The sequence below is a fragment of the Desulfovibrio psychrotolerans genome, assembly GCF_013340305.1.
GTDB lineage: Bacteria > Desulfobacterota > Desulfovibrionia > Desulfovibrionales > Desulfovibrionaceae > Halodesulfovibrio > Halodesulfovibrio psychrotolerans.
The window spans coordinates 117,741-142,150 of record NZ_BLVP01000001.1; the positions used below are offsets into that span (position 1 = coordinate 117,741).

Annotated in this window: 27 protein-coding genes; 23 read left to right on the forward strand and 4 right to left on the reverse strand. The window is 55.6% G+C overall.

Annotated features, from left to right (window positions below):
* Window positions 1–168: 168 nt before the first annotated feature.
* The 11 genes from HUV26_RS00490 (at window position 169) to HUV26_RS00540 (ending at window position 10,117) form a co-directional block, all read left to right on the forward strand.
* Complete coding sequence (locus HUV26_RS00490) at window positions 169–1,371, forward strand: quaternary amine ABC transporter ATP-binding protein (RefSeq protein ID WP_174408143.1); 1,203 nt, start codon at window positions 169–171, stop codon at window positions 1,369–1,371.
* Window positions 1,361–2,197: an ABC transporter permease gene (locus tag HUV26_RS00495; protein ID WP_174408144.1), complete on the forward strand. Its 837-nt coding sequence runs from the start codon at window positions 1,361–1,363 to the stop codon at window positions 2,195–2,197. The genes HUV26_RS00490 and HUV26_RS00495 overlap by 11 nt, the downstream gene beginning before the upstream one ends.
* Window positions 2,198–2,214: 17 nt before the next feature.
* A complete protein-coding gene (locus tag HUV26_RS00500) occupies window positions 2,215–3,066 on the forward strand; it encodes a glycine betaine ABC transporter substrate-binding protein (protein WP_174408145.1) in 852 nt (283 codons plus the stop codon).
* A gap of 192 nt (window positions 3,067–3,258) precedes the next feature.
* Window positions 3,259–3,573, forward strand: coding sequence for a c-type cytochrome (locus HUV26_RS00505; protein ID WP_174408146.1), 315 nt, complete (start codon window positions 3,259–3,261; stop codon window positions 3,571–3,573).
* A 297-nt stretch (window positions 3,574–3,870) separates the two neighbouring features.
* The gene (locus tag HUV26_RS00510; RefSeq protein ID WP_243451195.1) at window positions 3,871–4,620 is read left to right on the forward strand and encodes an SCO family protein; all 750 of its coding nucleotides are present in this window, start codon (window positions 3,871–3,873) and stop codon (window positions 4,618–4,620) included.
* A gap of 113 nt (window positions 4,621–4,733) precedes the next feature.
* Window positions 4,734–6,368, forward strand: a complete 1,635-nt coding sequence (ctaD, locus tag HUV26_RS00515; RefSeq protein WP_174408148.1) for a cytochrome c oxidase subunit I — start codon at window positions 4,734–4,736, stop codon at window positions 6,366–6,368.
* On the forward strand, window positions 6,355–6,951 hold the full coding sequence (locus tag HUV26_RS00520; RefSeq protein WP_243451196.1) for a cytochrome c oxidase subunit 3: 597 nt from the start codon (window positions 6,355–6,357) through the stop codon (window positions 6,949–6,951). The genes ctaD and HUV26_RS00520 overlap by 14 nt, the downstream gene beginning before the upstream one ends.
* A gap of 9 nt (window positions 6,952–6,960) precedes the next feature.
* On the forward strand, window positions 6,961–7,254 hold the full coding sequence (locus HUV26_RS00525) for a cytochrome C oxidase subunit IV family protein (RefSeq protein ID WP_174408150.1): 294 nt from the start codon (window positions 6,961–6,963) through the stop codon (window positions 7,252–7,254).
* A gap of 10 nt (window positions 7,255–7,264) precedes the next feature.
* Entirely contained in the window at window positions 7,265–8,494 is a 1,230-nt protein-coding gene (coxB, locus tag HUV26_RS00530; protein ID WP_174408151.1) for a cytochrome c oxidase subunit II, read from the forward strand.
* 18 nt (window positions 8,495–8,512) lie between these two features.
* Entirely contained in the window at window positions 8,513–9,499 is a 987-nt protein-coding gene (locus HUV26_RS00535) for a protoheme IX farnesyltransferase (protein ID WP_243451197.1), read from the forward strand.
* A gap of 177 nt (window positions 9,500–9,676) precedes the next feature.
* Entirely contained in the window at window positions 9,677–10,117 is a 441-nt protein-coding gene (locus HUV26_RS00540; protein ID WP_243451198.1) for a DUF4079 domain-containing protein, read from the forward strand.
* 150 nt (window positions 10,118–10,267) lie between these two features.
* On the opposite strand, the gene HUV26_RS00545 is transcribed toward HUV26_RS00540, so the two are convergent.
* Window positions 10,268–11,569, reverse strand: coding sequence for a phenylacetate--CoA ligase family protein (locus HUV26_RS00545; protein WP_174408152.1), 1,302 nt, complete (start codon window positions 11,567–11,569; stop codon window positions 10,268–10,270).
* Window positions 11,570–11,801: 232 nt separating this feature from the next.
* Between HUV26_RS00545 and HUV26_RS00550 the strand changes: the two genes are divergently transcribed.
* The 4 genes from HUV26_RS00550 to HUV26_RS00565 all read left to right on the forward strand — a co-directional run bounded on the left by HUV26_RS00550 (window position 11,802) and on the right by HUV26_RS00565 (window position 14,662).
* On the forward strand, window positions 11,802–12,416 hold the full coding sequence (locus HUV26_RS00550; RefSeq protein ID WP_174408153.1) for a nitroreductase family protein: 615 nt from the start codon (window positions 11,802–11,804) through the stop codon (window positions 12,414–12,416).
* A gap of 22 nt (window positions 12,417–12,438) precedes the next feature.
* Window positions 12,439–12,828, forward strand: coding sequence for a ribosome silencing factor (rsfS, locus tag HUV26_RS00555; protein WP_174408154.1), 390 nt, complete (start codon window positions 12,439–12,441; stop codon window positions 12,826–12,828).
* Complete coding sequence (gene gpmI / locus HUV26_RS00560; protein ID WP_174408155.1) at window positions 12,825–14,381, forward strand: 2,3-bisphosphoglycerate-independent phosphoglycerate mutase; 1,557 nt, start codon at window positions 12,825–12,827, stop codon at window positions 14,379–14,381. The genes rsfS and gpmI overlap by 4 nt, the downstream gene beginning before the upstream one ends.
* 89 nt (window positions 14,382–14,470) lie before the next feature.
* Window positions 14,471–14,662, forward strand: coding sequence for a hypothetical protein (locus HUV26_RS00565; protein ID WP_174408580.1), 192 nt, complete (start codon window positions 14,471–14,473; stop codon window positions 14,660–14,662).
* Window positions 14,663–14,749: 87 nt separating this feature from the next.
* Here the strand turns inward: HUV26_RS00565 and HUV26_RS00570 are convergent, their stop codons facing one another.
* The gene (locus HUV26_RS00570; RefSeq protein WP_174408156.1) at window positions 14,750–15,196 is read right to left on the reverse strand and encodes a hypothetical protein; all 447 of its coding nucleotides are present in this window, start codon (window positions 15,194–15,196) and stop codon (window positions 14,750–14,752) included.
* Window positions 15,197–15,399: 203 nt separating this feature from the next.
* Here HUV26_RS00570 and HUV26_RS00575 point away from each other — a divergent pair, with 203 nt between their 5' ends.
* The 3 genes from HUV26_RS00575 (at window position 15,400) to mtgA (ending at window position 18,018) form a co-directional block, all read left to right on the forward strand.
* The gene (locus HUV26_RS00575) at window positions 15,400–16,107 is read left to right on the forward strand and encodes a type 1 glutamine amidotransferase domain-containing protein (RefSeq protein ID WP_174408157.1); all 708 of its coding nucleotides are present in this window, start codon (window positions 15,400–15,402) and stop codon (window positions 16,105–16,107) included.
* A 109-nt stretch (window positions 16,108–16,216) separates the two neighbouring features.
* Window positions 16,217–17,179, forward strand: coding sequence for a calcium/sodium antiporter (locus HUV26_RS00580; RefSeq protein WP_174408158.1), 963 nt, complete (start codon window positions 16,217–16,219; stop codon window positions 17,177–17,179).
* A 143-nt stretch (window positions 17,180–17,322) separates the two neighbouring features.
* Window positions 17,323–18,018 (forward strand): monofunctional biosynthetic peptidoglycan transglycosylase, encoded by a 696-nt coding sequence (gene mtgA / locus HUV26_RS00585; protein ID WP_308483133.1) that lies wholly within the window; start codon window positions 17,323–17,325, stop codon window positions 18,016–18,018.
* 165 nt (window positions 18,019–18,183) lie between these two features.
* Here mtgA and HUV26_RS00590 read toward each other — a convergent pair whose 3' ends face one another.
* On the reverse strand, window positions 18,184–18,624 hold the full coding sequence (locus tag HUV26_RS00590) for a hypothetical protein (protein WP_174408160.1): 441 nt from the start codon (window positions 18,622–18,624) through the stop codon (window positions 18,184–18,186).
* Between the two features lie 198 nt (window positions 18,625–18,822).
* The gene (locus HUV26_RS00595) at window positions 18,823–19,632 is read right to left on the reverse strand and encodes a phosphoribosylformylglycinamidine synthase subunit PurQ (protein ID WP_174408161.1); all 810 of its coding nucleotides are present in this window, start codon (window positions 19,630–19,632) and stop codon (window positions 18,823–18,825) included.
* 326 nt (window positions 19,633–19,958) lie between these two features.
* On the opposite strand from HUV26_RS00595, the gene pyrG reads away from it, so the two are divergent.
* The 5 genes from pyrG (at window position 19,959) to HUV26_RS00620 (ending at window position 24,410) form a co-directional block, all read left to right on the forward strand.
* Window positions 19,959–21,593, forward strand: coding sequence for a CTP synthase (gene pyrG, locus HUV26_RS00600; RefSeq protein WP_174408162.1), 1,635 nt, complete (start codon window positions 19,959–19,961; stop codon window positions 21,591–21,593).
* Window positions 21,594–21,885: 292 nt separating this feature from the next.
* Window positions 21,886–22,707, forward strand: coding sequence for a 3-deoxy-8-phosphooctulonate synthase (gene kdsA, locus HUV26_RS00605; protein ID WP_174408163.1), 822 nt, complete (start codon window positions 21,886–21,888; stop codon window positions 22,705–22,707).
* Window positions 22,697–23,218, forward strand: coding sequence for a KdsC family phosphatase (locus HUV26_RS00610; protein ID WP_174408164.1), 522 nt, complete (start codon window positions 22,697–22,699; stop codon window positions 23,216–23,218). Before kdsA ends, HUV26_RS00610 begins: the two co-directional genes overlap by 11 nt.
* The gene (gene lptC / locus HUV26_RS00615) at window positions 23,219–23,815 is read left to right on the forward strand and encodes an LPS export ABC transporter periplasmic protein LptC (RefSeq protein ID WP_174408165.1); all 597 of its coding nucleotides are present in this window, start codon (window positions 23,219–23,221) and stop codon (window positions 23,813–23,815) included.
* Window positions 23,816–23,924: 109 nt separating this feature from the next.
* Window positions 23,925–24,410, forward strand: a complete 486-nt coding sequence (locus tag HUV26_RS00620; RefSeq protein WP_174408166.1) for an LptA/OstA family protein — start codon at window positions 23,925–23,927, stop codon at window positions 24,408–24,410.

Below are 24,410 nucleotides of genomic sequence, written 5' to 3' on the forward strand. Positions count from 1 at the left end.
CACTGTTAATCAGGTAACTTACTATCGCAAGGCAGCTCTTGCCGTCCTCCTTCGTATTTTTCGTGCATTCCGTGTACGTTGCAATGCTATTCCGGTGTCGGCAGGTTTGGCGTGATACGTCACGTTTGTGACAGTTCCGCAAGACGGCTGCGCATTGCAGGAGATTGCATGAAGAAGATTGAAATTGAAGGATTATACAAAATTTTCGGCCCTGCGCCGGGAAAGGCCTTGGACATGCTCAGGAAGGGCAGAACCAAGGATGAAATAATGGAAGAGACGCGGCACGGTGTAGGTGTTGATAACGCGTCCTTTACCGTGGAAGAGGGTGAGATTTTAGTCATCATGGGACTTTCCGGAAGCGGAAAGTCAACACTTGTACGCTGCCTTAATCGCCTCATTGACCCCACTGCCGGGCGCATACTCATAGACGGACAGGATATAACGACCATGTCGCAGGACGAACTGCGTCTGCTGCGGCAAACCAAGTTCGGCATGGTCTTTCAGAACTTTGCTCTGTTTCCCCACAGAACCGTTGCGGACAACGCCGCTTACGGACTTGAGATCAAGGGCGTGGACAAGGAGGCTAGAAACGCGAACGCTCTTGAAGCGCTTGACCTTGTTGGGCTGAAAGGATGGGAAGACGCTTTTCCGTCGCAGCTTTCCGGCGGCATGCAGCAGCGCGTGGGGCTTGCACGTGCCCTTGCGCTGGACCCGGATATTCTTCTTATGGATGAGGCGTTCAGTGCGCTAGATCCCCTTATCCGTCGCGATATGCAGGATGAGTTGATCAATCTTCAGGAACGGATGCGCAAGACCATAGTTTTTATCAGCCATGACCTTGACGAGGCTCTGAAGATTGGTGACCGCATCGTACTGATGAAAGATGGCCGGATAGTGCAGATTGGCACGCCGGAGGCCATTCTCACCGCTCCGGCAGATGACTATGTGGAGCGGTTTGTGGAAGACGTGGATATTTCGCGGGTGCTGACTGCGGAATCCATAATGCAGAAGGTTCTTGCTGTTGCCTACATAGGAACAGACGGCCCCCGGGCGGCTCTGCGCAAAATGCGTACCCACGGCATATCTTCGCTCTTCATTGTGGACAAGAAGCAGACACTTATGGGCGTTGTTTCCGCAGATCAGGCGGCGCAGCTCATTGAAGTGGGCGAGTCCGATCTTTCCCGGATTATCTGTACTGACATAAAAACAGTGCTGCCGGACGCCCCCGCGCAGGAACTTTTTTCCATTATGCACGATCTTTCCTACCCGCTGGCTGTAGTTGATTCATCCAACCGGCTTAAGGGAGTTATCATTCGTGGTGCGCTTATTGGGGCACTGGCAGAAAGGGGAGGTTCGGGCAATGCAGTATAGACTTCCCATAGGGCAAGGAATTGAGGCTGGAATTGATTTTCTGGTTGAACATCTCTCGTTCGCTACCAAGGCAATTTCCGTTGTAGTGGAAAGTGCCCTGCGCATGCTTGAGAATGGGATGATCGCCGTTCCCGAGCCTGTGTTCATAGCGGTATGCGGCGCGCTGGTGTGGTGGCTGGCGCGGGACAGACGGCTCAGTTTGTTCGCCATTGCCGGGCTTGCGCTCATATGGAACATGGGATTGTGGGAAGCAACCATGAGCACCGTGGCACTGGTGCTGGTGGCCACTCTCTTTGCGATTATGCTGGGTATTCCTCTCGGTATTTTTGCTTCCGTGAACACGATCGCCTATCGGATCATCATGCCCGTGCTGGACGTGATGCAAACCATGCCGGCGTTTGTATATCTGATTCCTGCCATTCCTTTTTTCGGTTTAGGCAAGATGGCGGCCATTTTTTCCACCGTCATCTTTTCCATGCCGCCTGCCATCCGGCTCACCTGCCTTGGAATCAAGCAGGTTCCGTACGATCTGGTGGAGTGCGCCGAAGCCTTCGGAACAAGCCGCTGGCAACGGCTGATTAAGTTGGAACTCCCCCTTGCACGCTCAACCATCCTGGCGGGTGTTAACCAGACCGTCATGCTCGCGCTCTCAATGGTTGTCATTGCCTCCATGATCGGTGCCAAGGGACTTGGCGGAGAAGTTTGGAAAGCTATCCAGCGTCTTCAGATGGGACGCGGTTTTGAAGCCGGCATAGGTATCGTCATTGTGGCGATTATTCTGGACAGAGTGCTCCAGAAGGCCGGAAAACGCGGCAACCAACCCTAACGACAAGGAGAAAAAGTATGAAACGTCTATTTTCAGCACTGGGAGCCATGGCTCTTGTCTTGACCATTGCCATGCCTGCCTTTGCCAACAAGATAGTCCGCATAGCCTATGTGGAGTGGGACTGCGCCCTGGCTTCCACCACCATGGTTAAAGCAGTACTTGAACAGAAAATGGGGTACAAGGTTGAGGCAATGCCTGTTGCCGCTGCGGCCATGTGGCAGGCGGTGGGGTCCGGCGATGTAGACGGCATGGTTACCGCATGGCTTCCTGTTACCCACGGCGACTACATGAAGAAGGTTGGGGATAAGGTGGAAGACCTTGGCCCCATAAGCACAGATGCCAAAGTTGGCTGGGCTGTGCCTTCTTATGTGACTATTAACTCCATTGAAGAACTGCAGGCCAATGCAGATAAGTTTGGCGGAAAGATTGTCGGCATTGATCCCGGTGCGGGGCTCATGCGCATGTCTGAAGAAACCATGAAAGCGTACGCCCTGAATGATTTTGAACTTATGGAGGGCAGCGGTGCCACCATGACGGCGAGCCTTGCCGAAGCTGTTAAAGGCGAAAAATGGATTGTTGTGACCGCATGGTCGCCGCATTGGATGTTCGGCCGCTGGGACCTCAAGTATCTGGAAGACCCCAAGGGGACGCTGGGCGGATCGGAAACCATCAATACCATTGTCCGCAAGGGGCTTAAGGAAGATATGCCCGAAGTGTACGCCTTCCTTGACCGCTTTGCATGGGACAGCCCGGACCAGCTTCAGATGGTTATGGACTGGAATCAGGAACAGGGTGCGGACCCCTATGAAAACGCAAAGCGTTTTATCAACGAGTATCCTGACACCGTAAAAAAATGGCTCGGCCAATAAGCCGCAGAGGGTGGCCGTGCACCGCATAGCGCTGTATGCCACATCAATCATTGCCATGGGAGGCCGCCGGAACACCGGCGGCCTTTTTGATGTTGATTATTTATTCTCCAATGTGTTGATTCTTTTTATGCCGATGTGTTAGGGTGCGGTTATTGGTTGAAAACCAGCAATTATCATACTTGGAGGATAGTTATGAAACGTCTCTTCGTGGCTCTTTCCCTTTCCGTTGGCCTGTTGTTCGCTTCCGGTGTCTGTGCGTTTGCGGCGGAAGACGGCGCTTCTCTCTACAAGGCGTGTCAGGGCTGCCACGGTGCTGAAGGCGAAAAGCTCCCCATGGGAGTTGGGCATCCCATCAAAGGCCAGTCTGCCGAAGATCTGGATAAAAAAATGCACGGCTACAAGGACGGCTCTTACGGCGACAGCAAGAAGGCCATTATGACCAACATTGTGAAGCGCCTGACAGACGAACAGATCAAGGCTCTTGCAGACCACATGGCCGCGTTCTAGCCCAGCGGAGAAGTGCCGATGCGAATTGTCCCGGGAGAGTTTGATTGCCGCCCCTCGGTGGCCCGGAAATGGAGTGTGCGATGTGTCCGTAATGTCTGCCGGGCATGGTCTGTTGGTTGGTTGTGCCTTGCCATTCTGACCGTTTTTCCTGTTTGGGCAGGAGCGACAGAACATCAGGGGCACGGTGCCGGGCATGCTGCTGCGGCGCAGCAGAACCATACGGACCACGCCGGACATGGAGCCCAAGAGGAAACAAATGTTCCGGAAATGGTTCCGGAAATGGTTCCGGATGGCTCTGTGCCAGGACTGGACGGTCATGTGCATCCGGATACACAGGCTGTTTCCGGTGATGCTCCGCCCGCTGCCGTGGACGAAAAGCTTGGTGACATCATTCCGCCGGGAATTATGTTCCGTGACGAATCGGGGCTGATGGTGGACGTGCGGTCGCTTATGGACCTGCCGACCATCATCGCCCCTGTTTATTTCAATTGTCCGAGCGTTTGCAACATTTTGCAAAGCTCTCTCGCCAAGGTGCTTCCGCAGATGGCGTTGGTACCCGACAAGGACTACCGGGTGCTCTCGGTCAGCTTTGACGAAACGGACACGCCGGATCTCGCCGCGCGCCGCAAGACCAACTATCTTGCTGCCATGGACCACGCCTACCCCCCGGAGGCCTGGCGTTTTCTTACGGCAGACAAGGAGAGCATAGACCGCCTGATGGATGCTATAGGATACCGGTTTACCCGGGTGGACAAGGACTTTGTGCATCCCATTGTGGTGGTGGCTGTTTCTCCGGAGGGCAAGATTGTCCGGTACCTCTACGGCAACAGCTTTTTACCGTTTGACACTGCAATGGCGCTTACGGAAGCTGCAGAAGGCAAGGTGGGGCTTTCGCTCAAGCGCATTGTTTCCTACTGCTTTTCCTATGACCCGCAGGGCAGGCGCTATGTGCTGGATGTGATGCGTATTGCCGGATTTGTGGTGCTGTTCGGCGTTGCGGTGCTCTTTTTCGTTCTTGTGCGCGGCGGACGCAAGCCCCGGAAATAGCTTCCTGCCTATGCATTTGTGACGAGAGGCGGGCGGCAATCTGCAGGGCAGCCTTCTTGCGGCAGTTTTCTGGCATTGGCATTCTGACTAATTCATTCCATCACGAGGTTGTCATGGCGGTTTCGGAACATCCGGCGGTCAGTTTTTTCGATGTGCAGCCCGGCACCAAGGGGGGCATTGCCTCATGGATATTCTCCACGGATCATAAGCGCATAGGCATTATGTACCTCTGGGGCATTATGGCCTTTTTCATTGTGGGGATGTTTCTCGGATTTCTCATCCGTATGGAGCTTATTGCTCCGGGCAGGGACATCATGGATGCGCAGACCTACAATGTGATGTTCACCCTGCACGGGGTGATCATGATTTTTCTTGTGGTCATTCCCAGCATTCCCGCCGCATTCGGGAACATCTTTCTGCCCATACAGATCGGGGCTGAAGATGTATCCTTTCCCAAGCTGAACAACTTTTCGTGGTGGCTGTATATGACGGGCGCAACCCTTGCGCTGGTTTCTCTGTTCACGGGTAACGGTCCACCGGACACGGGCTGGACCTTCTACGTGCCCTTCAGCACCAACGTGACCACCACCAATGTGAACCTGGCGGTTATTGCCGTTTTTATCCTCGGATTTTCGTCTATTCTCACGGGGCTGAATTTTGTGACCACGCTGCACCGTCTGCGTGCACCCGGCATGTCATGGAACCGCATTCCCCTGTTCTGCTGGTCTTTGTATGCCACGGGCTGGATTCAGATTCTTGCCACGCCTGTGCTGGGCATAACTGTGCTGCTTATCTTTGCGGAACGCATGCTGGGAGTGGGGCTCTTTGACCCTGCCAAGGGCGGCGATCCCATTCTGTACCAGCATCTCTTCTGGCTGTATTCGCACCCGGCTGTGTACATTATGATTCTGCCCGCCATGGGTGTTATTTCCGACGTGCTGCCCGTGTTCGCCCGCAGGGACATCTTCGGGTACAAAATGATCGCCTTTTCCAGTGTCATGATTGCCTTTGCCGGTTCGCTGGTGTGGGCCCACCACATGTTTACCAGCGGCATGAGCGACACTGCCGTGCTGGTCTTTTCCTTCCTTACCTTTGTGGTGGCTATTCCCTCGGCCATAAAGGTGTTCAACTGGGTATCCACCCTGTACAAGGGATCTATTTATACAGACCCGCCCATGTGGTTTGCCCTTGCCTTCATCTTTCTGTTTTCCATCGGCGGACTGACGGGGCTGGTGCTTGGCGCGGCGGGAACGGATATTCATGTGCACGACACCTATTTTGTGGTGGGGCACTTCCATTATGTCATTTTCGGCGGGCTGGGCTTTGGCCTTTTTGCCGCCATGCACTACTGGTTTCCCAAGATATTCGGCAGAATGTATAACAAACGCGTGGCAAAGGCGGCCTGCGTATGCATATTCACCGGATTCAACGTTCTGTACTTTCCCATGCTCATACTGGGGCTGCAGGGGATGCCGCGCAGGTATTACGATTATCTGCCCCAGTACTCCTTCGGGCATCTTGTCTCAACCATTGGTTCATGGATTCTGGTGGCAGGGCTTCTGCTCATGTTCTGGAATCTGGTACGCGGCTCGCTGAAAGGGCGTGCATGCGGCGGCAACCCGTGGGGCGGCGCTTCTCTGGAATGGCAGATACCTTCACCCCCTCCGCATCATAACTTTGTGACGGAACCGGTGGTGGATCGCGGACCCTATGATTACAGGGGAGTGCAGCGCGATGAGTGCGATTAAGGATTATACCGGCGCGAAACTGGGCATGTGGCTGTTTCTGTTCACGGAAGTGCTGCTCTTCGGCGGGCTGTTTTTGCTGTATGCCGCCTATCTGCACAAGTTTCCGCAGGAGTTCCACGTTTCCGGTAAAGAACTGAATGTGGTGCTTGGCGGGATAAACACCGTGGTGCTGATTACCAGTTCATGGTTCATGGCACTTTCCATAAGCGCACTGCAGCAGGGGCATGTGGGGCAGAGCAAAAAGTTTTTACTGCTCACCCTTGCCATGGCAGCGGCATTTCTGGTGATTAAGTACTTTGAATGGTCAGCGAAAATTCGTCTTGGAATTTTTCCTGATTCCCAAGTGCTGCTGGCCCGCCCGCCCGGCGATGTTATTTTCTTCGGGCTGTACTATCTGATGACGGGGTTGCACGGGCTGCATGTGATTATCGGCGGTGGGCTGCTTTCTTTTGCCTATTTTCTCATCCATACAGGCAGGGTAACACAGAAGGATTTTGTCTTTCTGGAAAACTCCGGGCTCTACTGGCATCTTGTGGACCTTGTGTGGATATATCTCTTCCCGCTCTTTTACCTGATAGCTTAGGAGTAATCCATGAAAGAGCAGCACGAAGCACATCACATTACATCTTACAGATTCAATGCCATCATATGGGGCGCTTTGCTGGTGCTCACGGTGGTTACCGTAGTGGCGGCACAGTTCGACTTCGGCTTCCTGAATGTGGTGGTGGCCATGACCATTGCAACCACAAAGGCGGCTCTGGTCATTTTTTTCTTCATGCATCTGCATTATGAAAAACCGCTGTTCAAGATACTCGTGTTCCTTACGTTTTTCCTGCTGGCCATAGCCATTGGCTTTACCTTCTTCGACATCGCCTACAGGTACTGAGGATACGAGCATGCTTCCACAAAATTTTGATGCGGTGGCAAAGGTCGATTTTGCTTTTTATTACATCTTCGGCATATCAATCGTCCTGTTGCTGGGCATAACGGCTGTGGCGGGCTGGTTTGTCTACCGCTACCACCATACCAGAAATCCCAAGGCTACCGATATATCCGGCAATCTGTGGGCAGAAGTTGCATGGACGGTCATTCCGTCACTCATTGTCATGTCCATGTTCTATTACGGATGGGTGGGATACAAGGCCTTGCGCACGGTGCCGGATAACGCAATGACGGTAAAGGTCACTGCGCGCATGTGGTCGTGGGTGTTTCAATATGAAAACGGCAAACGCAGCAGTGTGCTGTATGTACCGCAGGGCACTCCCGTGCGGCTGGATATGACCTCTGTGGATGTCATCCACAGTCTGTATATCCCGGCCTACCGCATAAAAATGGACACGGTGCCGCGTATGGATACCTATGCGTGGTTCAACCCGGACACGCAGGGGTCTTACGACATATTCTGTGCCGAATATTGTGGCATGAAGCACGCCAACATGATTTCCACTGTGGAGGTGCTGACGCCCGATGAATTTGAAGCATGGTATACCGATGCCAACGCTTCGGAAGGGGCGGGCAGGGCGGTGTCTCTGTTTGAGACATACGGCTGCCTCGGCTGTCATTCGCTGGACGGAACGGACGGCGTGGGACCATCGCTCAAAAACCTGTATGGCGCGACACGGCAGGTGGTTATGCCCGACGGCACGAGCAAGGAGCTTGTGGCGGATGAACCGTATCTGCGCCGTGCCATTCTGGACCCCGCTGCGGAACTGACAGCAGGGTACGCTCCGGTAATGATGCCTTATGAGGGTGCCGTTTCGGAAGACGATCTTAAGGTTATGGTGCAATGGCTGATGCACGGGAACCAGGTATCCATTGACGCCGGACGCGACCTGATGATGGCTGAAGGGTGTATTTCGTGCCATTCCACGGACGGGACCATGATAGCCGGTCCTACGCTCAAGGATATATGGGGACGCTCTGTCACCGTGATTGAGAACGGAAAAGAGCGAACTCTGGCGGCGGACCGCGACTACCTGATTGAAGCCATTGTTGATCCTTCACGGACCATGGTGAAGGGGTTTGATCCCATTATGCCCCCTTATGAATACCTGACGCCGGAGCAGCTGGAGCTTATGCTGCAATATATGCAGTCGCTTTCTGAACCCGGTGCGGACGGGCAGTAGGTTCAAAAGATGTGGCACATGCGAATAGCTATGCGCGATACCCCTGCACACAAGGAAGAATCTGCGCCTGTAGCTCATGACGGTGCGTTGAAACACGGGGACACGATTTCCGGCAGGCACAGCGGGCGGGAGATTCTGCCTGATTCCTGTGCACGGGCTGCCTGTGCGCTGTTCCGGTTGCCGGTGTCGTTTATGGTCGCGGTATCTTCCGCATTCGGCTACCTGCTGGTGCAGCCTGTACCTGATATACGTCTCGCTCTGACCTTTGCGGGCACGTTTCTGCTTGCTTCCGCATGCTCCGTGCTGAACCAGGTGCAGGAACGTGACACCGATGCCCTGTTCAGCCGAACGGCCGTACGTCCTTTGCCAGCGGGGCGGCTTACGCTCATGCAGGCACAGCTCTGTGCGTCTGCATGTTTCGCTCTGGCACTGGCCTGTTTTGTTGCCTTAAACGATTGGGCACTTCTCTGGTTGTATGTTGTGATCATTGTTCTGTACAACGGCGTGTATACTCCGTTGAAACGCAGAACAGCTTTTTCTCTTCTGGTGGGTGCCGTGCCCGGAGCATTGCCCCCGGTTACGGGCTGGATTGCCGCAGGTGGCAGCGTGTGGGACACCGCGCTGGGGGCGCTGTTTGTTGTGTACTATCTTTGGCAGGTGCCCCATTTCTGGCTCAGGGCGGAGCGCGATGCGGATGAATATGCGCGCGCCGGCCTGCCCGTGCCTATTCTGCATTTCGGCGCGACCCGATATGCACGCCTGTTGCGGGTATGGTTCCACGCCTATATTGTGGGGTTGCTCATGTTGCCCCTGTTCTCGTTTATGCATACCACGGCCATGCGCGTTTCCGTGACATTGTGCGCTATGGCTGTGTTGCTTGCTGTGGGATTGCTGCTGCATGCAGGGCAGAACAGGCGGGCGCTGCACTGGATTAACGCCTCGCTTCTTGCCGTCATGGTCCTGCTGCTGGCAGACAGGATGTGGCTGGCTCATGGAATGCTGTAACAGACTGTTGGGAAAGACAATGCGTTGTATCTTGCTGAAAGAGCAGGGCCTTTTGTAGTTACATTGTTTTCTCGACCGCCGGTTGTTTTTTAGCGCGATGTTTTGCCATTTCCGGGTTTGCTGTGGAAATGGACTTTTTAACGGCTCTTACTATAGCGAAAGGATTGGGCACGGAGTATGGATACCCGGTTGATCATGTGGATTCACCCGTTCATGCAGACTGTTGCAACCATTGCCGGATTTGCCGCCATGTACTGGGGATTCAGGCGATTTCAGATGCTGCATCTCAAGCAGAAGGTGCTGTTCCCGTGGAAGAGCCATGTCCGATGGGGAACGGTAGCCTTGCTGCTATGGGCAGTGGGGCTGGGAGTGGGGTTGTTTGCCGCTCATGCCGGGTGGGGTTCTATTTTGCTCACGCAGGTGCATTACATGGTTGCCTTTGCCGTGGCCCCGCTGTGTGTGACGGCATATGCCACCGGGTACGTGATGGATAAATACAAAAAGAAACGCACCGTTCTGAATGTGGTGCACGGCCTGAATAACCTGCTGCTGTGCCTGCTCATCTGCATACAAGTGGTAACAGGAGTTTGGGTGATTAAGGTGTTTCTCATGTACTGAAGGAAGAAGCGGTATTGCCGCATACGGGAAAATAATAAAGCCGCCGTGCCTTGGGCATGGCGGCTTTGCAGTTTGTTGTGCTTTGCTGCCTGCTGATGAAAAGAGGTTTTCGCAGCAAGTCAGCAGGTTGCTTGATAGTGCAGAACCCCGCTACAGTTCGCGGCTGTCGAACACCCGTTTGGCCTTTCCTGCGGAGCGTTCTATAGTGCGCGGTTCCACAAGGCGGACCTTGGTGGAAACCCCCAGAAACTCCTTTATGGTCTTCTGGATGCGTCCCTCTATGCGTTGCAGATTCTTGATGGCATCGGAGAACATGGCCTCGTCCACTTCCACCTGAATTTCCATATGGTCCAGGTTGCCTTCTCTGGTGACGAGGATGCGGTAATGGGGAGATGCTCCTTCGGTCTCCAGAATGATGGATTCAATCTGCGAGGGGAATACGTTGACACCGCGGATGATAAGCATGTCGTCGCTGCGCCCGGTTACGCGGCGCATGCGCACATGGGTTCTGCCGCAGGAACAGGGTACGTAGTTCAGGGAACTGATGTCGCGCGTGCGGTAGCGGATGAGCGGAATGCCTTCTTTGGTCAGAGTGGTGATGACCAGTTCGCCGGTTGCCCCGGGGGGCAGTTGCTCTCCGGTTACGGGATCGATGATTTCCGGCAGGAAATGGTCTTCATAAATATGCATGCCGTCTTTGGCCACCGCGCATTCCATGGATACGCCCGGCCCCATGATTTCCGATAGGCCGTAGATATTCACGGCGGTGATGCCCATTTTTGTTTCAATATCGGCGCGCATTTCATCCGTCCACGGTTCGGCACCGAAAATGCCGATGCGCAGCGGCAGGGTGCGGATGTCTATGCCTGCTTCCAGCGCGGCCTCGTGAAGCACAAGTGCGTAAGAAGGCGTACTGCACAGCACTGTTGCGCCAAAATCACGCATGAGCTGCACCTGCCGCTTGGTTCCGCCGCCTGATACCGGAATGACGGTGGCCCCAAGGCGTTCTGCTCCATAGTGAGCACCAAGCCCGCCGGTGAACAGCCCGTATCCGTAAGCATTATGAATGAAATCCTGCCGTGATGCCCCGGCGCACATGAAGGAACGCGCCATGAGCTCTGCCCAGTTGTTCACATCGCGTTGCGTGTAGCCCACAACCGTTGCCTTGCCTGTGGTGCCGCTGGAGGCGTGAAGGCGCACGATGTTTTCTTTGGGAACGGCAAACAGCCCGAACGGATAATTGTTGCGCAGGTCCTGCTTTTCGGTAAACGGCAGATACTTCAGATCGTTGAGAGATTTGATGTGCGCGGGCTGAATGCCTGCCTCATCAAACCGTTTGCGATAGTGCGGCACGTTGGCGTACACGCGTTCGCAAAGGTTTTGGAGCCGCCGCAACTGGAGCGCTTCCAGTTCCTCGCGGGGAAGCGTCTCACGCTCAACGTCGAATATCATACCGTATCTCCTGCGTCTGAGTGGAAAAGAGTAGCTGTTTGTACTGTATACCGGCAACAGGCACCAACTACCGTGATGTGCCTCATTCCCGGCGTGCGGTCAAGGTGTGCCCCGGTAAGGAGGCATGCTGCAACCCCGGTTGTCCGTTACTCTTCCGTCATTTGCCTCGGCGGACAGAATACGTTAGGATTTGCCTTTCATTATCGCATAAAATGATATGCAAGGAGTTTCCATGCCTGCTGAGACGCATATAGGTGGTCTGCCGGAATCTTTTCGTGAACTTGTACTGCAAAACCGCAGCTATCGCCGTTTTGCTGAATCTGAACGTGTTTCCGTCAAACTGCTTGAAGAGCTGGCGGAACTTGCCCGCTGCATTCCTGCCAGCGCCAATCGCCAGCCTTTGAAGTTTGCCCTTGTTTCCGATGCGGACAAGTGCGCGGAAATATTTCCCAGTCTGGGCTGGGCCGGATATCTGCCGGAATGGAAAGGGCCTGAAGCCGGTGAGCGGCCTGCAGCCTACATTGTCATTCTGGGCGACGACAGCATCAGCACTGACACCCAGACAGACCTTGGCATAGCCGCGCAGACCATTATGCTGGGCGCTGCCGCCTGCGGTCTTGGCGGCTGCATGATGGGGGCTATAAATAGAGAAAAGATCCACGCCACGCTTGGTCTTGCAGATACGCTGCGTGTTCTGCTGGTGCTCGCTCTTGGCCGGCCGGTGGAAAAAGTGCAGCTGGAACCCCTTGGCGCGGATGGAAATATCAAGTATTGGCGTGACGCCGAGGGCGGTCATCATGTTCCCAAGCGCAGCTTGGAAGAACTGATCGCTGCCCGGTACGCATAATCAATTACAATCGGACACCCTAATGACTGTATCCAAAGATAAGAAATTCTCCACCGTTCCCGTAGCGGAAAAGGTGGAGAACATTGTGAAATGGCTGGAAGAAAAGCATGCTTCCGATATCCTCGCGCTGAACCTTGAACGCGTGAATTCGTTTACGGATGCCGTGATCATCGTCACTGCAAAATCCGTCCGGCAGGGCCAGGCTATTGCCGAGCATGTCTATGCCATGGCCAAACAGGCAAACTACGAATATCTGCGTGTGGAAGGAAAGGATTCCGGCCAGTGGATTCTGGTAGACCTGAACGATGTGGTCATAAACGTTTTTCAGGAAGACGTGCGTCGGCTTTTCAATCTGGAAAGCCTGTGGGCCGATGCCGCCATACTGAACACAAACGAGTCTGAACACGCATGAGCACCCTTACCCCCACGCTGCTGCTTATTCTGGATGGCTGGGGCATGGCCCCGCAAGGGGAGGGGAACGCGGTCTCCTTGGCCCGCACCCCCGTGCTGGACAGTCTTCCGCTTCGGTTTGCCCACGCCCGCCTCACCTGTTCAGGCAGGGCGGTGGGGCTGCCCGAAGGGTTTATGGGCAACTCGGAAGTGGGGCACATGAATATCGGTGCCGGGCGCGTGATCTATCAGGACATGACGCGTATAGACGTTGCCATTGAAGACGGCTCCTTCCGGGCCAATCCCGTTCTCGGCAAACTGCTTGCCGACATCAAGGCCTCGGGGGGCAGGCTGCACCTTATGGGGCTTGTCTCGGACGGGGGGGTGCACAGCCATATCCGCCACATTGTTGCTCTGCTGGAACTGGCCCGGGATGCCGGAGTGGAGGTCCTTGTTCACGCCTTCATGGATGGACGGGATACCGGCCCCACAAGCGGCAAGGGCTATCTTGAAGCCTTGCAGGGCGCCATGGACAACCTCAAGTCCGGCCGCATAGCCACGATTTGCGGCCGGTATTATGCCATGGACCGTGACAAGCGATGGGACCGTGTGCAGGTGGCGTGGGATTGCCTTGTGCATGGCAGGGGGGATTCTGTACCCGAGGCGGTTGCTGCTGTTCAGGCTGCGTACGATGCGGGGGTAACGGATGAGTTTATCCGCCCCAGCGTAATCGTGGAAAACAGAGACGGAACGGAATTACAACCTGTGGCTCCTGTGCAGGATAATGACGGGATGTTCTTCTTCAATTTCCGTGCTGACAGGGCAAGGGAGCTTACCCGCGCGTTCATAGATGATGCTTTTGAAGAGTTTCCCCGCGGCAGAAGGCCGAAGCTTGCCGGATTTGCCACCATGACCGCCTATGATGCAATGTTTCCGCTGCCTGTGGCATTCACCAAGGAGGCGGGCACGGACACGCTGGGTGAGACGGTTGCACACGCGGGGCTGCGGCAGCTGCGGATTGCGGAAACGGAAAAATACGCCCACGTAACCTATTTTTTCAACTGCGGACGGGAAGAACCTTTTCCGGGTGAAGACCGTATTCTGGTAAACTCCCCCCGCGATGTGGCCACCTATGACCTCAAGCCGGAAATGAGCGTGCCTGAGGTGACGGAACGGCTCTTGGAAGCATGGAAAAGCGGTGCATATGATCTTGTGGTCTGCAATCTCGCCAATCTGGACATGGTTGGGCATACCGGGAGCATTCCGGCCGCCGTGGCCGCCTGCGAAGCTGTGGATGGCTGCGTGGGACGCATTCTGCAGGCAGTGCTTGATTCCGGTGGCCGGGCTCTTGTCACCGCAGACCACGGCAATGCGGAAGAGATGCTGGATGCCAAAGGCCTGCCCCAGACTGCGCACAGTATGAACCCTGTGCCCCTGGTGCTGGTGGAAAACAACTCGCAGGTCACCTTGCAGCGGGAAGGCATTCTGGGGGACATTGCCCCCACCATATTAGACCTTTGGGGTACGAAGCAGCCGGACGCCATGACCGGCAGCAGTCTTGTGGTTAAAGCCTGACCAGAATTGATGCGCAAATTGAAGGAGAATGGGCTTTGTCTTCACGCAACAAAAAGCCGCTTGCCCCGGTTAAGCCGGCAGGGCTGGAAATGATATTCTTTTACGGGTGCCCTCATTGCAGCCACCGGGTGCCGCTGCTGGCCCCCACGCAACCGGCCATGGCGCAATGCGATGCCTGTGCACAGCATTTTCCCATTGTGCCGGTGGATGAAAAGACACTGCGATTTATGAAGACGATGCTTGCCAACGGCAGGGCAGGCATAGATCCTGACTTCATGTAACACTTGAAGCAATAAAACCCCCGCAGGGTGCGAAAACACTGCGGGGGTTTTGCTTGGCGCAGTATCGTAACCGCCTGTGTCTTACCATTATCCCTTTGCAGCGATATAGGCTTCAGTCAGGCGCTTCATGATGTAGGAGCGCATGTCTTCGTCATCGCTTTCCAGATTAAGACACAGTGCATCTTCGCCCAGCAGTCCGCCGGGAACCCAGTCGCCGAGTTCGGCAGGGTCTGTAACCATGTCGGCGTAAAAGCATACGGAGAGCCAGCGCGCGTCCGGATCATCATCCACCACGTCCACGAGAACGAACAGTTCCCGCTCTGACTGTGCAGGGTGCGATGCGCGAAGCGAATGACTGACGCCCGGACGGCTTTTAAACTGCAGGCGGATTCCGTCCATAGCCTGCAGGTGATCACGAAAAGCCTCGAAAGCAGCCTTGGTTCTTGTCTCCGTGTCGTGCCACTGGGCAAGCAGGGCGTTCAGTTCGGTTGTCGCGTCCTGAGATAACGTGGGCGAGAGTATGGGTGAGAGCATGGGGCCTCCGGTAAAGCATTGCGAACAATGGGCGGCAGGCTGCCGCAAATGTCATGAAGTGAGTGGGTGCTTTCTCACATGCCGGGCATGCCTGTCAATGTTTCTGCCGGATTCCTCGCGGTGCTATACGCCTTCCCAGACCTTTACACCGCACGAACAATGCGTAGAATGTCGCCTGTCGGCCACGGGCCAAAGGAGAGGATATGACCAGAACAGTTCTCATGGTGCTGACGTCACATAACCGGTTTGAAGCGATAGATCGTCCCACGGGCTGGTGGTTGGAAGAGGTGGCTGTGCCGTATCTTCTTCTCCGCGAGGCCGGGGTGGAAGTAACCATTGCCTCTCCGGCGGGCGGCAAGGCTCCCATGGACCCTGCCAGCGTAGAAGCGGACGTTGCGGATGATCTGACGCGCAGCTTCCTGAACGACAGGGAAGCCATGGACTGCGTGAACGACACCATTCCCCTCGGCATGGTGCGGGCAGAGGATTATGATGCGCTGTTTTTTCCCGGCGGCCACGGACCTATGTTTGACCTCTCCGTCAGTGAGGAAGTTGCGGAACTGGTTGCCGATTTCATTCGCGAAAAGAAACCGGTAGCTGCGGTATGCCACGGCGCTGCAGCATTGCTGCTGGCTGCGGACGATACCGGTTCTTCTGTCCTAGAGGGACGCCGTATCACCGGATTCTCCAACGAAGAGGAAACGGCAGTCGGGCTGCACGAGGCGGTTCCCTTCCTGTTGCAGGAGAGTCTTATCGCCCGAGGAGCAGAGTATGTGTGCGGACCGCCATGGCAACCACATGTGGTTGAGGACGGCCTCTTCATAACGGGGCAGAACCCTGCCTCGTCCATGCCGCTGGCTCAGGCTCTGCTCAAGCGGCTTGGAATACGCAGGTCTGTGCGACCCGTTTAATTCTTCCGGACTGTTCCATACCTTATTCGCGGCTGGCCGCAGTGTGCCATGCCTATAAAAAAATAACCGCAGCGGATTGATGCCGCGCGAATGACAGGATTTTTTGCGGATGCTCCATGCTATTGGTGCCATTGTTTTTGGTCTCTGCCTTCTGGTTTGGAGTGCAGACCGCTTTGTGGACGGCGCTTCGGCCACGGCCCGTCATTTTGGTATGTCTCCGCTTCTTGTGGGCATAGTGATTGTTGGGTTCGGCACCTCGTTGCCGGAAATGCTTGTTTCTGTTCAGTCGTCATTGCAGGGTAATCCGGGCATAGCGCTTGGCAACGCCTATGGTTCGAATATTGCCAATATAGCCCTGATACTGGGCATTGCCGCCCTTATTTGCCCCATGGCCGTCCATGCGCGGGTGCTCCGCAGGGAACTGCCGCTGCTGCTTGCCGTTTCCGGCCTTTCCGTGGCCCTGCTGTGGGACGGACATATTTCCCGGCTGGATGCGCTGGCGTTTCTGGGCATCTTCTTTCTTATCATGGGCTGGTCTGTGGTGCAGGCACTGCATTCCCGTGTGGATTTTTTGGTTCCGGATGCCGATGCGCAATCAAGGGCGCGCAGCATGGCGCTGCGCACAGCCATTTTTTGGCTGGTGGCAGGCGCGGTGGTGCTGGCCATAAGCTCACGCATGCTCGTATGGGGGGCGGTGCTGGTTGCGCAGGCTTTCGGAGTGAGTGACCTGATTATCGGGCTGACCGTCATCGCCATGGGAACCTCGCTGCCTGAATTGGCTTCTTCGGTGGCTGCGGCAGTCAAGCGGGAGCATGATATTGCCATCGGCAACGTGCTGGGGTCCAACCTGTTCAACACGCTGGCCGTGGTGGGGTTGGCAGGCAGCCTGCATCCGCTGGATGTGGAACAGGCGGTGCTCTTCCGCGACATGCCGGTCATGATAGGCCTAACCTTGTCGCTTATGCTGGTCGGGCTGTGGCCCAATCCGCGTCTCAACAGGCTGGAAGGCCTGCTTTTGCTGGCCGTGTACATTGGCTATATGAGCTGGCTCGTGGTGGACACTCTGGGCTGACGCCCCGACCATCTCCCCTACTGGCGCAGCGCTACAGGCGGAAACAAAACATGGATGACCGTTCTGTCGAAGCACATGCTGCTCCTTCGGGGGAACCCGACATTTCTTCCGCCTGCAGGAAGAGACGGACGTTTCGGCCCAACGTGTTGCGCTTGCTCGGTCGCCTGTTTTTTCTGGTGCTTCTGCTGGGTGGGCTGGATATGGGCCGCTATCTGGTCTGGCCCGATGTGGCAACACTTAAGACAGAGAATCCGGCTTCAACGTCTTTCATGGAATACCGTCAGCGCCAGTGGGAAGACAGCGGCAGAAAACACCGCATCCGGCATGAGTGGGTACCGCTCGGGCAGATTTCACGCCATCTGGTTCTCGCCGTCACCATTGCAGAAGATGATAAATTCTGGACGCATCAGGGGTTTGATGTGGAGGGAATGCACGAGGCGCTGCGACGTAACCTTGGGGAAGGGCGTCTTGCCGCCGGTGGGAGCACCATTACGCAGCAACTGGTGAAGAATTTGTATTTTACCCCTGAAAAAAGCGTGCTGCGCAAGCTGCGTGAGGCCATCCTTACATGGCGTGTGGAAAGAAACCTGCCTAAAAAGCGAATTCTGGAACTCTACCTGAACAACATTGAGTGGGGTGACGGCATTTTCGGAATAGGCGCGGCAGCCCGTCATTACTACGGAAAATCTGCCTCTGCGCTTACCCGGCAGGAAGCGGCAAGTCTGGCCGCCATTTTGCCCAATCCCCTTGCGTGGAAGCCGGATTCTTCATCCCGGACGGTGCAGTACCGCAAGCGGATTATCCTGCAACGTATGCAGCGGAGAAATTCCGGCCCTTAGCCATTTATGGGGAAAAGAACCTGCCCGACTGTGAAATGTTCGGATAGCCGCGCGTGGCTGACAATGCCCCTGGAAACAGGCTGAACAATACGATAGCGGGCGGATAAGGGGCGGATAAGGGGCGAAAAAGAGCAGGTAAAATTCGGCCAGAATTCAAAAGGATGTTCAGTTCCCGCTGCCATCTTTGGGCGAGGCGGTTCTTCTGTCTGAAGCTTCCTGACCTGCCGCACCAGCATCTTCCGTTACATCAAATTGCCGCACATGGTGCAGCGGAACAAAGCTGAGCGTTCTGTCCAGCCGGGTTATCTGCAGCGTGTTGGAGTCTGTAATATCCCATGAAAGACAGGGAATGCTGACAACGCCCCCGTCAGAATAGCGGATGGAGAGAGTGTAGCGCAGAGGGGCCTTTAAGCGCACCGCGTTAAGGGCATTCTGGTTGGCCACATCTGCCTTCATGGCAATAATCCAGTGGAGAATGGCCTTTTTTTTGTTTTCCAGCGTATCGTGCTGCGGGCACAGGCCAACCTTCTGGCTGTCCGGCGCAGGAACAAAGCCGTGGATGAATCCGCCCGTGGCGTCCTTGCCGCATATGAAGCAGGGAACCATGCCATTATCTCCGTTATGCGATATGTCTGAAAAGAGGCATTCCCCGTCCGGAATGGGAGGCGGGGAATGCCGGTTCTATGTATTCTCTCAGGTGTGTAAAGACGATTCTGGATATTGTTGAACCGAAAACGGACCTGTTTTCAAGTCTGTATCAATCCAGAAAACTGCCATCTTTAATCGTTCCTGCAAAACGGACTGTTAGCGTTCCTTAAGATACCGGATGCCGTTCTCCAGCAGCACAATCCCAAGAGAGCCGCCTTCGCCCGCCGTCCAGCCGGGATGGTTGGTGGGGTGGTTGTAGGCTTCCGGATGCGGCATAAGCCCCAGAATACGGCCAGAGGGGTCGGTGAGTCCGGCAATGCCCATGGGCGACCCGTTGGGGTTTTTCGGGTATTCCTGCGTGGGTATACCCGTTTCCGGGTCCGCGTACTGCAGGGCGATGAGATTGTTTGTGGTAAGAGCTTCACGCACCGAATCATCGCGGAATACAATTTTTCCCTCGCCGTGTCGGACGGGAAGGTAGAGCATGTCCACGTTCCTGGTGAACACACAGGGGCTTTGCGGGTTTGCCTTCAGGTGTACCCAGCGGTCTTCAAACCGTGCGGAATCGTTGTGCGAGAGTGAAACCTGACGGTCAAGGTAGGCTCCGTCCACGGCAGGCAGCATGCCCAGCTTGACCAGCAGCTGGAAGCCGTTGCAGATGCCCAGAATGATACCGCCTTCGGCATGAAAGGTCTTTAGCTGGTCCAGCAACGGCTCGCTGTGTTGCGTGGCGGCGTGTCTCCATCGCTGTGCCGCTGCGAGAGCGGAGCCGAGATCGTCGCCGTCCAGAAAGCCGCCGGGAAAAATGAGAAAGTTGTAGTCAGTGAGCCGGACTCGTCCGGCGACCAGATCGGAAAAAAAGGCGATGTCTGCCGTATCCGCGCCGGAAAGACGTGCCGCATGGGCCGATTCCACCTCGCAATTCGTGCCGTATCCGGTAATAACCAGCGTCTTAGCCTGCGCCATTGCTGCAATGTCTCCTGAAAAGTTGTCGTGAAGAAAAAAGGTTCTTTACTTGCTCCACCTGTTCATGTAGAGCCTGTCGCTTTTGGGATGCGCCGGAACTGCCTGCGGCCTATTGCGGTCTGTTAGGGGTCCACCTGCTACAGGGCGCTGCCTGCACAACATTGCAGAGCAGGGCAGGGACCGATGATCATAGTTGCACACCGAAGAACAGTCAACGGCTGACGTTCGCAGAAATTTTGTGTATATCTGAACGGATGTGTTGAATTCCGACAGTTCATGGAACTCGGCACCAGTTTTTTCAAACACATACCCTTAGGCAGGAGTGTATGAAGACCAAGTTCATATTTGTTACCGGTGGGGTTCTTTCCTCTCTGGGCAAAGGTCTGGCCGCAGCCTCGCTCGGAGCGCTGCTCAAGGCGCGCGGATTGAGCGTCACCATCCAGAAGCTGGATCCCTACATAAACGTTGACCCGGGTACCATGAACCCTTTCCAGCACGGCGAAGTGTATGTGACGGATGACGGTGCGGAAACCGACCTTGATCTCGGACACTACGAGCGGTTTCTCAACGTACCCATGAGCCAGAAAAACAACTATACCTCCGGCTCCATCTACCACCGCGTTATCACCAAGGAGCGCAGGGGAGATTATCTGGGCGGAACGGTGCAGGTCATTCCGCACATCACGGACGAGATCAAAAAGAGTGTCCTTGAACTTGCCAGTGACGATCTGGACGTTGCCATCATCGAAATTGGCGGCACAGTAGGCGATATTGAGGGGTTGCCGTTTCTGGAGGCTATTCGCCAGTTGCGCGGCGATCTGGGACGCGAACACTGCATGTACATACACCTGACGCTGGTGCCCTATCTGCGCGCCGCAGGCGAGCACAAGACCAAGCCCACCCAGCACAGCGTGAAGGAACTGCGTTCCATCGGCATTCAGCCCGACATAATTATCTGCCGTTGTGAACAGCCCATCAGCGACGATTTAAAGCGCAAGATTGCCCTGTTCTGCAACGTGGATTCCGATGCTGTGTTTTCTGCGCAGGATGTGGGCAATATTTATGAAGTGCCGCTCTTCTTCTACGAAGAAGGACTGGACCAGAAGGTCGCCATTATGCTGCGCCTGCCCGCCAAAAACGCCGACCTGACCGCATGGAAAAACCTCATCCACACCTTCAAGAACCCGGCAGGCTCCGTGCGTATAGGTATTGTGGGCAAGTACGTTGACCTGAAGGAAGCGTACAAAAGCCTGCACGAGGCTCTGGTTCACGGCGGCGTAGCCAACAAGATAACCGTGGAACTGGAGTACGTAAATTCCGAAGAGATAACCGAAGACAATGTTGCCAAGCGCATGAAACCGCTGGACGGCATTCTGGTTCCTGGCGGTTTCGGGCATCGCGGAGTGGAAGGCAAGATAACCGCCATTCGTTATGCACGCGAAAACAAAATTCCCTTCTTCGGAATCTGTCTGGGCATGCAGCTCGCTGTTATTGAATATTGCCGCAACGTTCTGGGGATTGCCGGAGCCAATTCGGAAGAATTTGACGAACTGGCCAAGGACAAAGTCATTTATCTGATGACCGAGTGGTACGACTTCCGCCGCAATGCCACGGAAAAGCGTGATGAAAAGAGCGACAAAGGCGGCACCATGCGTCTGGGAACCTATCCCTGCGTGATTACGCCCAAGACCAACGCCATGCAGGCGTACGGCGCGGAAAGGATAGAAGAGCGCCATCGCCACCGCTTTGAGTTTAACAAGGCGTACTTCGAAAGCCTGCAGCAGGCCGGTCTTGTCTTCTCCGGCCTTTCGCCGGACGGTGAACTGGTGGAGATTGTGGAGATCAAGGAACATCCGTGGTTCCTCGGCTGCCAGTTCCATCCCGAATTCAAGTCCACCCCTATGAACCCGCACCCGCTGTTCCGCGAGTTCATTAAGGCCGCCAAGAAGGGCAAAAAGTAGCTGTATCCGGAACGGAGCCCTGTTTACAGCCATGATTGTCTATGCCGGATGCGTTTGCGAAACGCAGCACGGCTGCCACTCTGCCCCTGCCAGCTTGGCTTTGGTGGGTGCGCCCGGTGTGCTCATTTGGCGCATGTCTGGCGTACATATGGGGGCTTTAGCCATTCGGCATTGACATGAATCGGGGGTGCACAAGGGTGCATCCCCGATACGCACTTCCTTTCAGGGTGGTCTTACGTTACCATGTTCACCCCGTCGACGGGGAGCAACCGGACAGGATATCTGAAATCATATGCACGCAGAAAATAACGGCACCCTCTACGAAACCCTTGCCACCGGCCCGTTCATCTTTGCCGGCCCCTGTGCGCTGGAAAGCTTTGAACTGGCTCTGGAAACCGCTCACGCGGTGAAAGAGGCCGCGCTGGCCCATGGGCTTACGGCCGTTTTTAAAAGTTCCTACGACAAGGCAAACCGAACTTCTTTGGACGGGTTTCGTGGTCCGGGACTGGCCAAGGGGCTGGAATGGCTGGCCCGAATAAAGGAGGCCACAGGGCTGCCTGTGGTGACGGATATCCATGAGCCGGAGCAGGCCGTTCATGTGGCTGAGGTGGCTGACGTGCTCCAGATTCCCGCCTTTCTGTGCCGCCAGACCAGCCTTTTGCTTGCTGCGGCCAACACCGGGCGCGTGGTGAACGTAAAGAAGGGGCAGTTTGTTGCGCCATGGGACATGAAGCCTGCGCTGGACAAGCTTTTCTCAACCGGCAACCGCCGAATCCTGCTCACAGAGCGAGGGGCCTCGTTCGGCTATAACAATCTTGTGGTGGATTTTCGTTCCCTGCCCATCATGCAAGGGTTCGGCGTGCCCGTTGTCTTTGATGCCACCCATTCCGTGCAGTTGCCGGGTGGACAGGGCGCAAGCTCCGGCGGAGACAGGCGGTTTGTGCCGCATCTGGCCCGCGCGGCGGTAGCCGCCGGTGTGAACGGGGTGTTCCTTGAATGCCACCCGGACCCGGACAAGGCCCTGTGCGACGGCCCGAACAGCTGGCCGCTGGACAAGCTGGACGCGCTTCTCGCTGATCTTTCAACCCTGTGGAACATAACGTATGCGTGCTGAGGAAATTGCCCGTAACATCCACGTTATCGTGCTGGACTGCGACGGGGTGCTCACAGACGGGGGACTGTATTACGATGTGCAGGGAAACGTTTCCAAACGGTTCAACGTGCAGGACGGGCTGGGCATAAAGGTCGCGCAGAGTCAGGGCATTCATGTGGCTGTTATCACCGGGCTTGAGTCCGAGGCGGTCAAAAGCCGGATTCTCTCGCTGGGCATAGATGACTATTTTGCGGGATATCTGGACAAAATGGACTGTTTGGAGCAAATCCGAGTCAAGTACGGCATCGAATTGAGCCAGATGGCCTATGTGGGTGATGACTGGGTTGACCTTGCGCCTATGCGTGCCGTCGGTTTGGCCGTGGCAGTGTCCAATGCCCAGCCGGAGGTGTGCGAACTGGCGCACTTTGTTACCCAGAGGCGGGGCGGAGACGGAGCCGTACGCGAAGTGATACGGTTTGTCCTCAAGGCGCAGGGCAAGCTTGCAGACGCCATGGCCCGCTGGAACGAGTAGATGCGCACGCGCCACATCATCCTGCTTCTCGTGGCAGCCGCAGTGGCAGCCGCGGTGATCCACTCGTACGTGAGCAACCGTGCGGTGACAGAAATCAGGCAGGCTGTGCGCAAAGGACAGATGGGGCCTGAATCTGCCGTTGATCTTTCTTTACGGGGTGTGGAGCTTACTCAGGGCGAGAAGGGCGAGGAAGTATGGAAGCTCAAGGCCCGTGGAGCATGGTATGAACAGGCAGGGGGCGTGATTCAGGTTTCGCAGCCCGAAATTGTTTATTATTTACGCTCGGACCACAGCGAACTGCTGGTGCGCTCCAGCAGGGGGGTGGTAAGCCAGCAGGACCGCCTTGCCAGGCTGTGGGAAAATGTGGAGATTGAACGGGACGGCGGCTTTATTCGCTCCGACCTGCTTATCTACAATGGAACCGACCACACGTTGAACATACCGGGAGAGGCCCGATTTGACGGTCCCGACCTGTTCGGTACCGCTTCCGGAGTGACTGTTTATCTGAATGACAACGTTTTACGCGCCGAAGGCGGAGTGGCCGTAGAGATGCGCATCCGCCAAGGACTGAATGATATTATGGAGGGCAAACCGTAACATGATCCAAAGAATACACACGGAAACACCAGCCACAGGAATGCCGCGTTGCCGGGCTATGCGCTCCCGGACGATGTGCTGCCTGCTGCTGGCAGTCGGCGTTTTTGCCATGGCAATCTGCCTGGCCGGTCCTGCCCGCGCACAGGAGGAAATTCCTGTACGGATAACCTCTGACAAACTTTCCTATGACGCGACCGGACAGAATGTACGTTTTCTGGGCAAGGTGCATGTCACCCATCCGGATGCCCAGCTCTGGGCGGACTCCATAACCGTGGTGCTCTCTTCGTCCGGGAACAGCGGGAAAAAGAAAGAGGAAGCCCCCGCCATGGATGCTGGGCAAATTGAACGCATCATCGCCGAAGGCAGTGTTCGCGTGACCATGCAGGATGGCAAAAATGGCTCCTGTGCCAAGGCTACTTACGATTTGACTACCGGTATTCTGGTCATGGAGGGGCAACCCATACTCCGTGATGGCGAAAACAGCATTCAGGGGCACACCATCAACTTCTACGTCAAAGAGAACAAGAGCGAGGTGCTCGGGTCTTCCGACAAACCCGTGGAAGCCATTTTTACCGCTCCCAAGCGCTTCAACTAG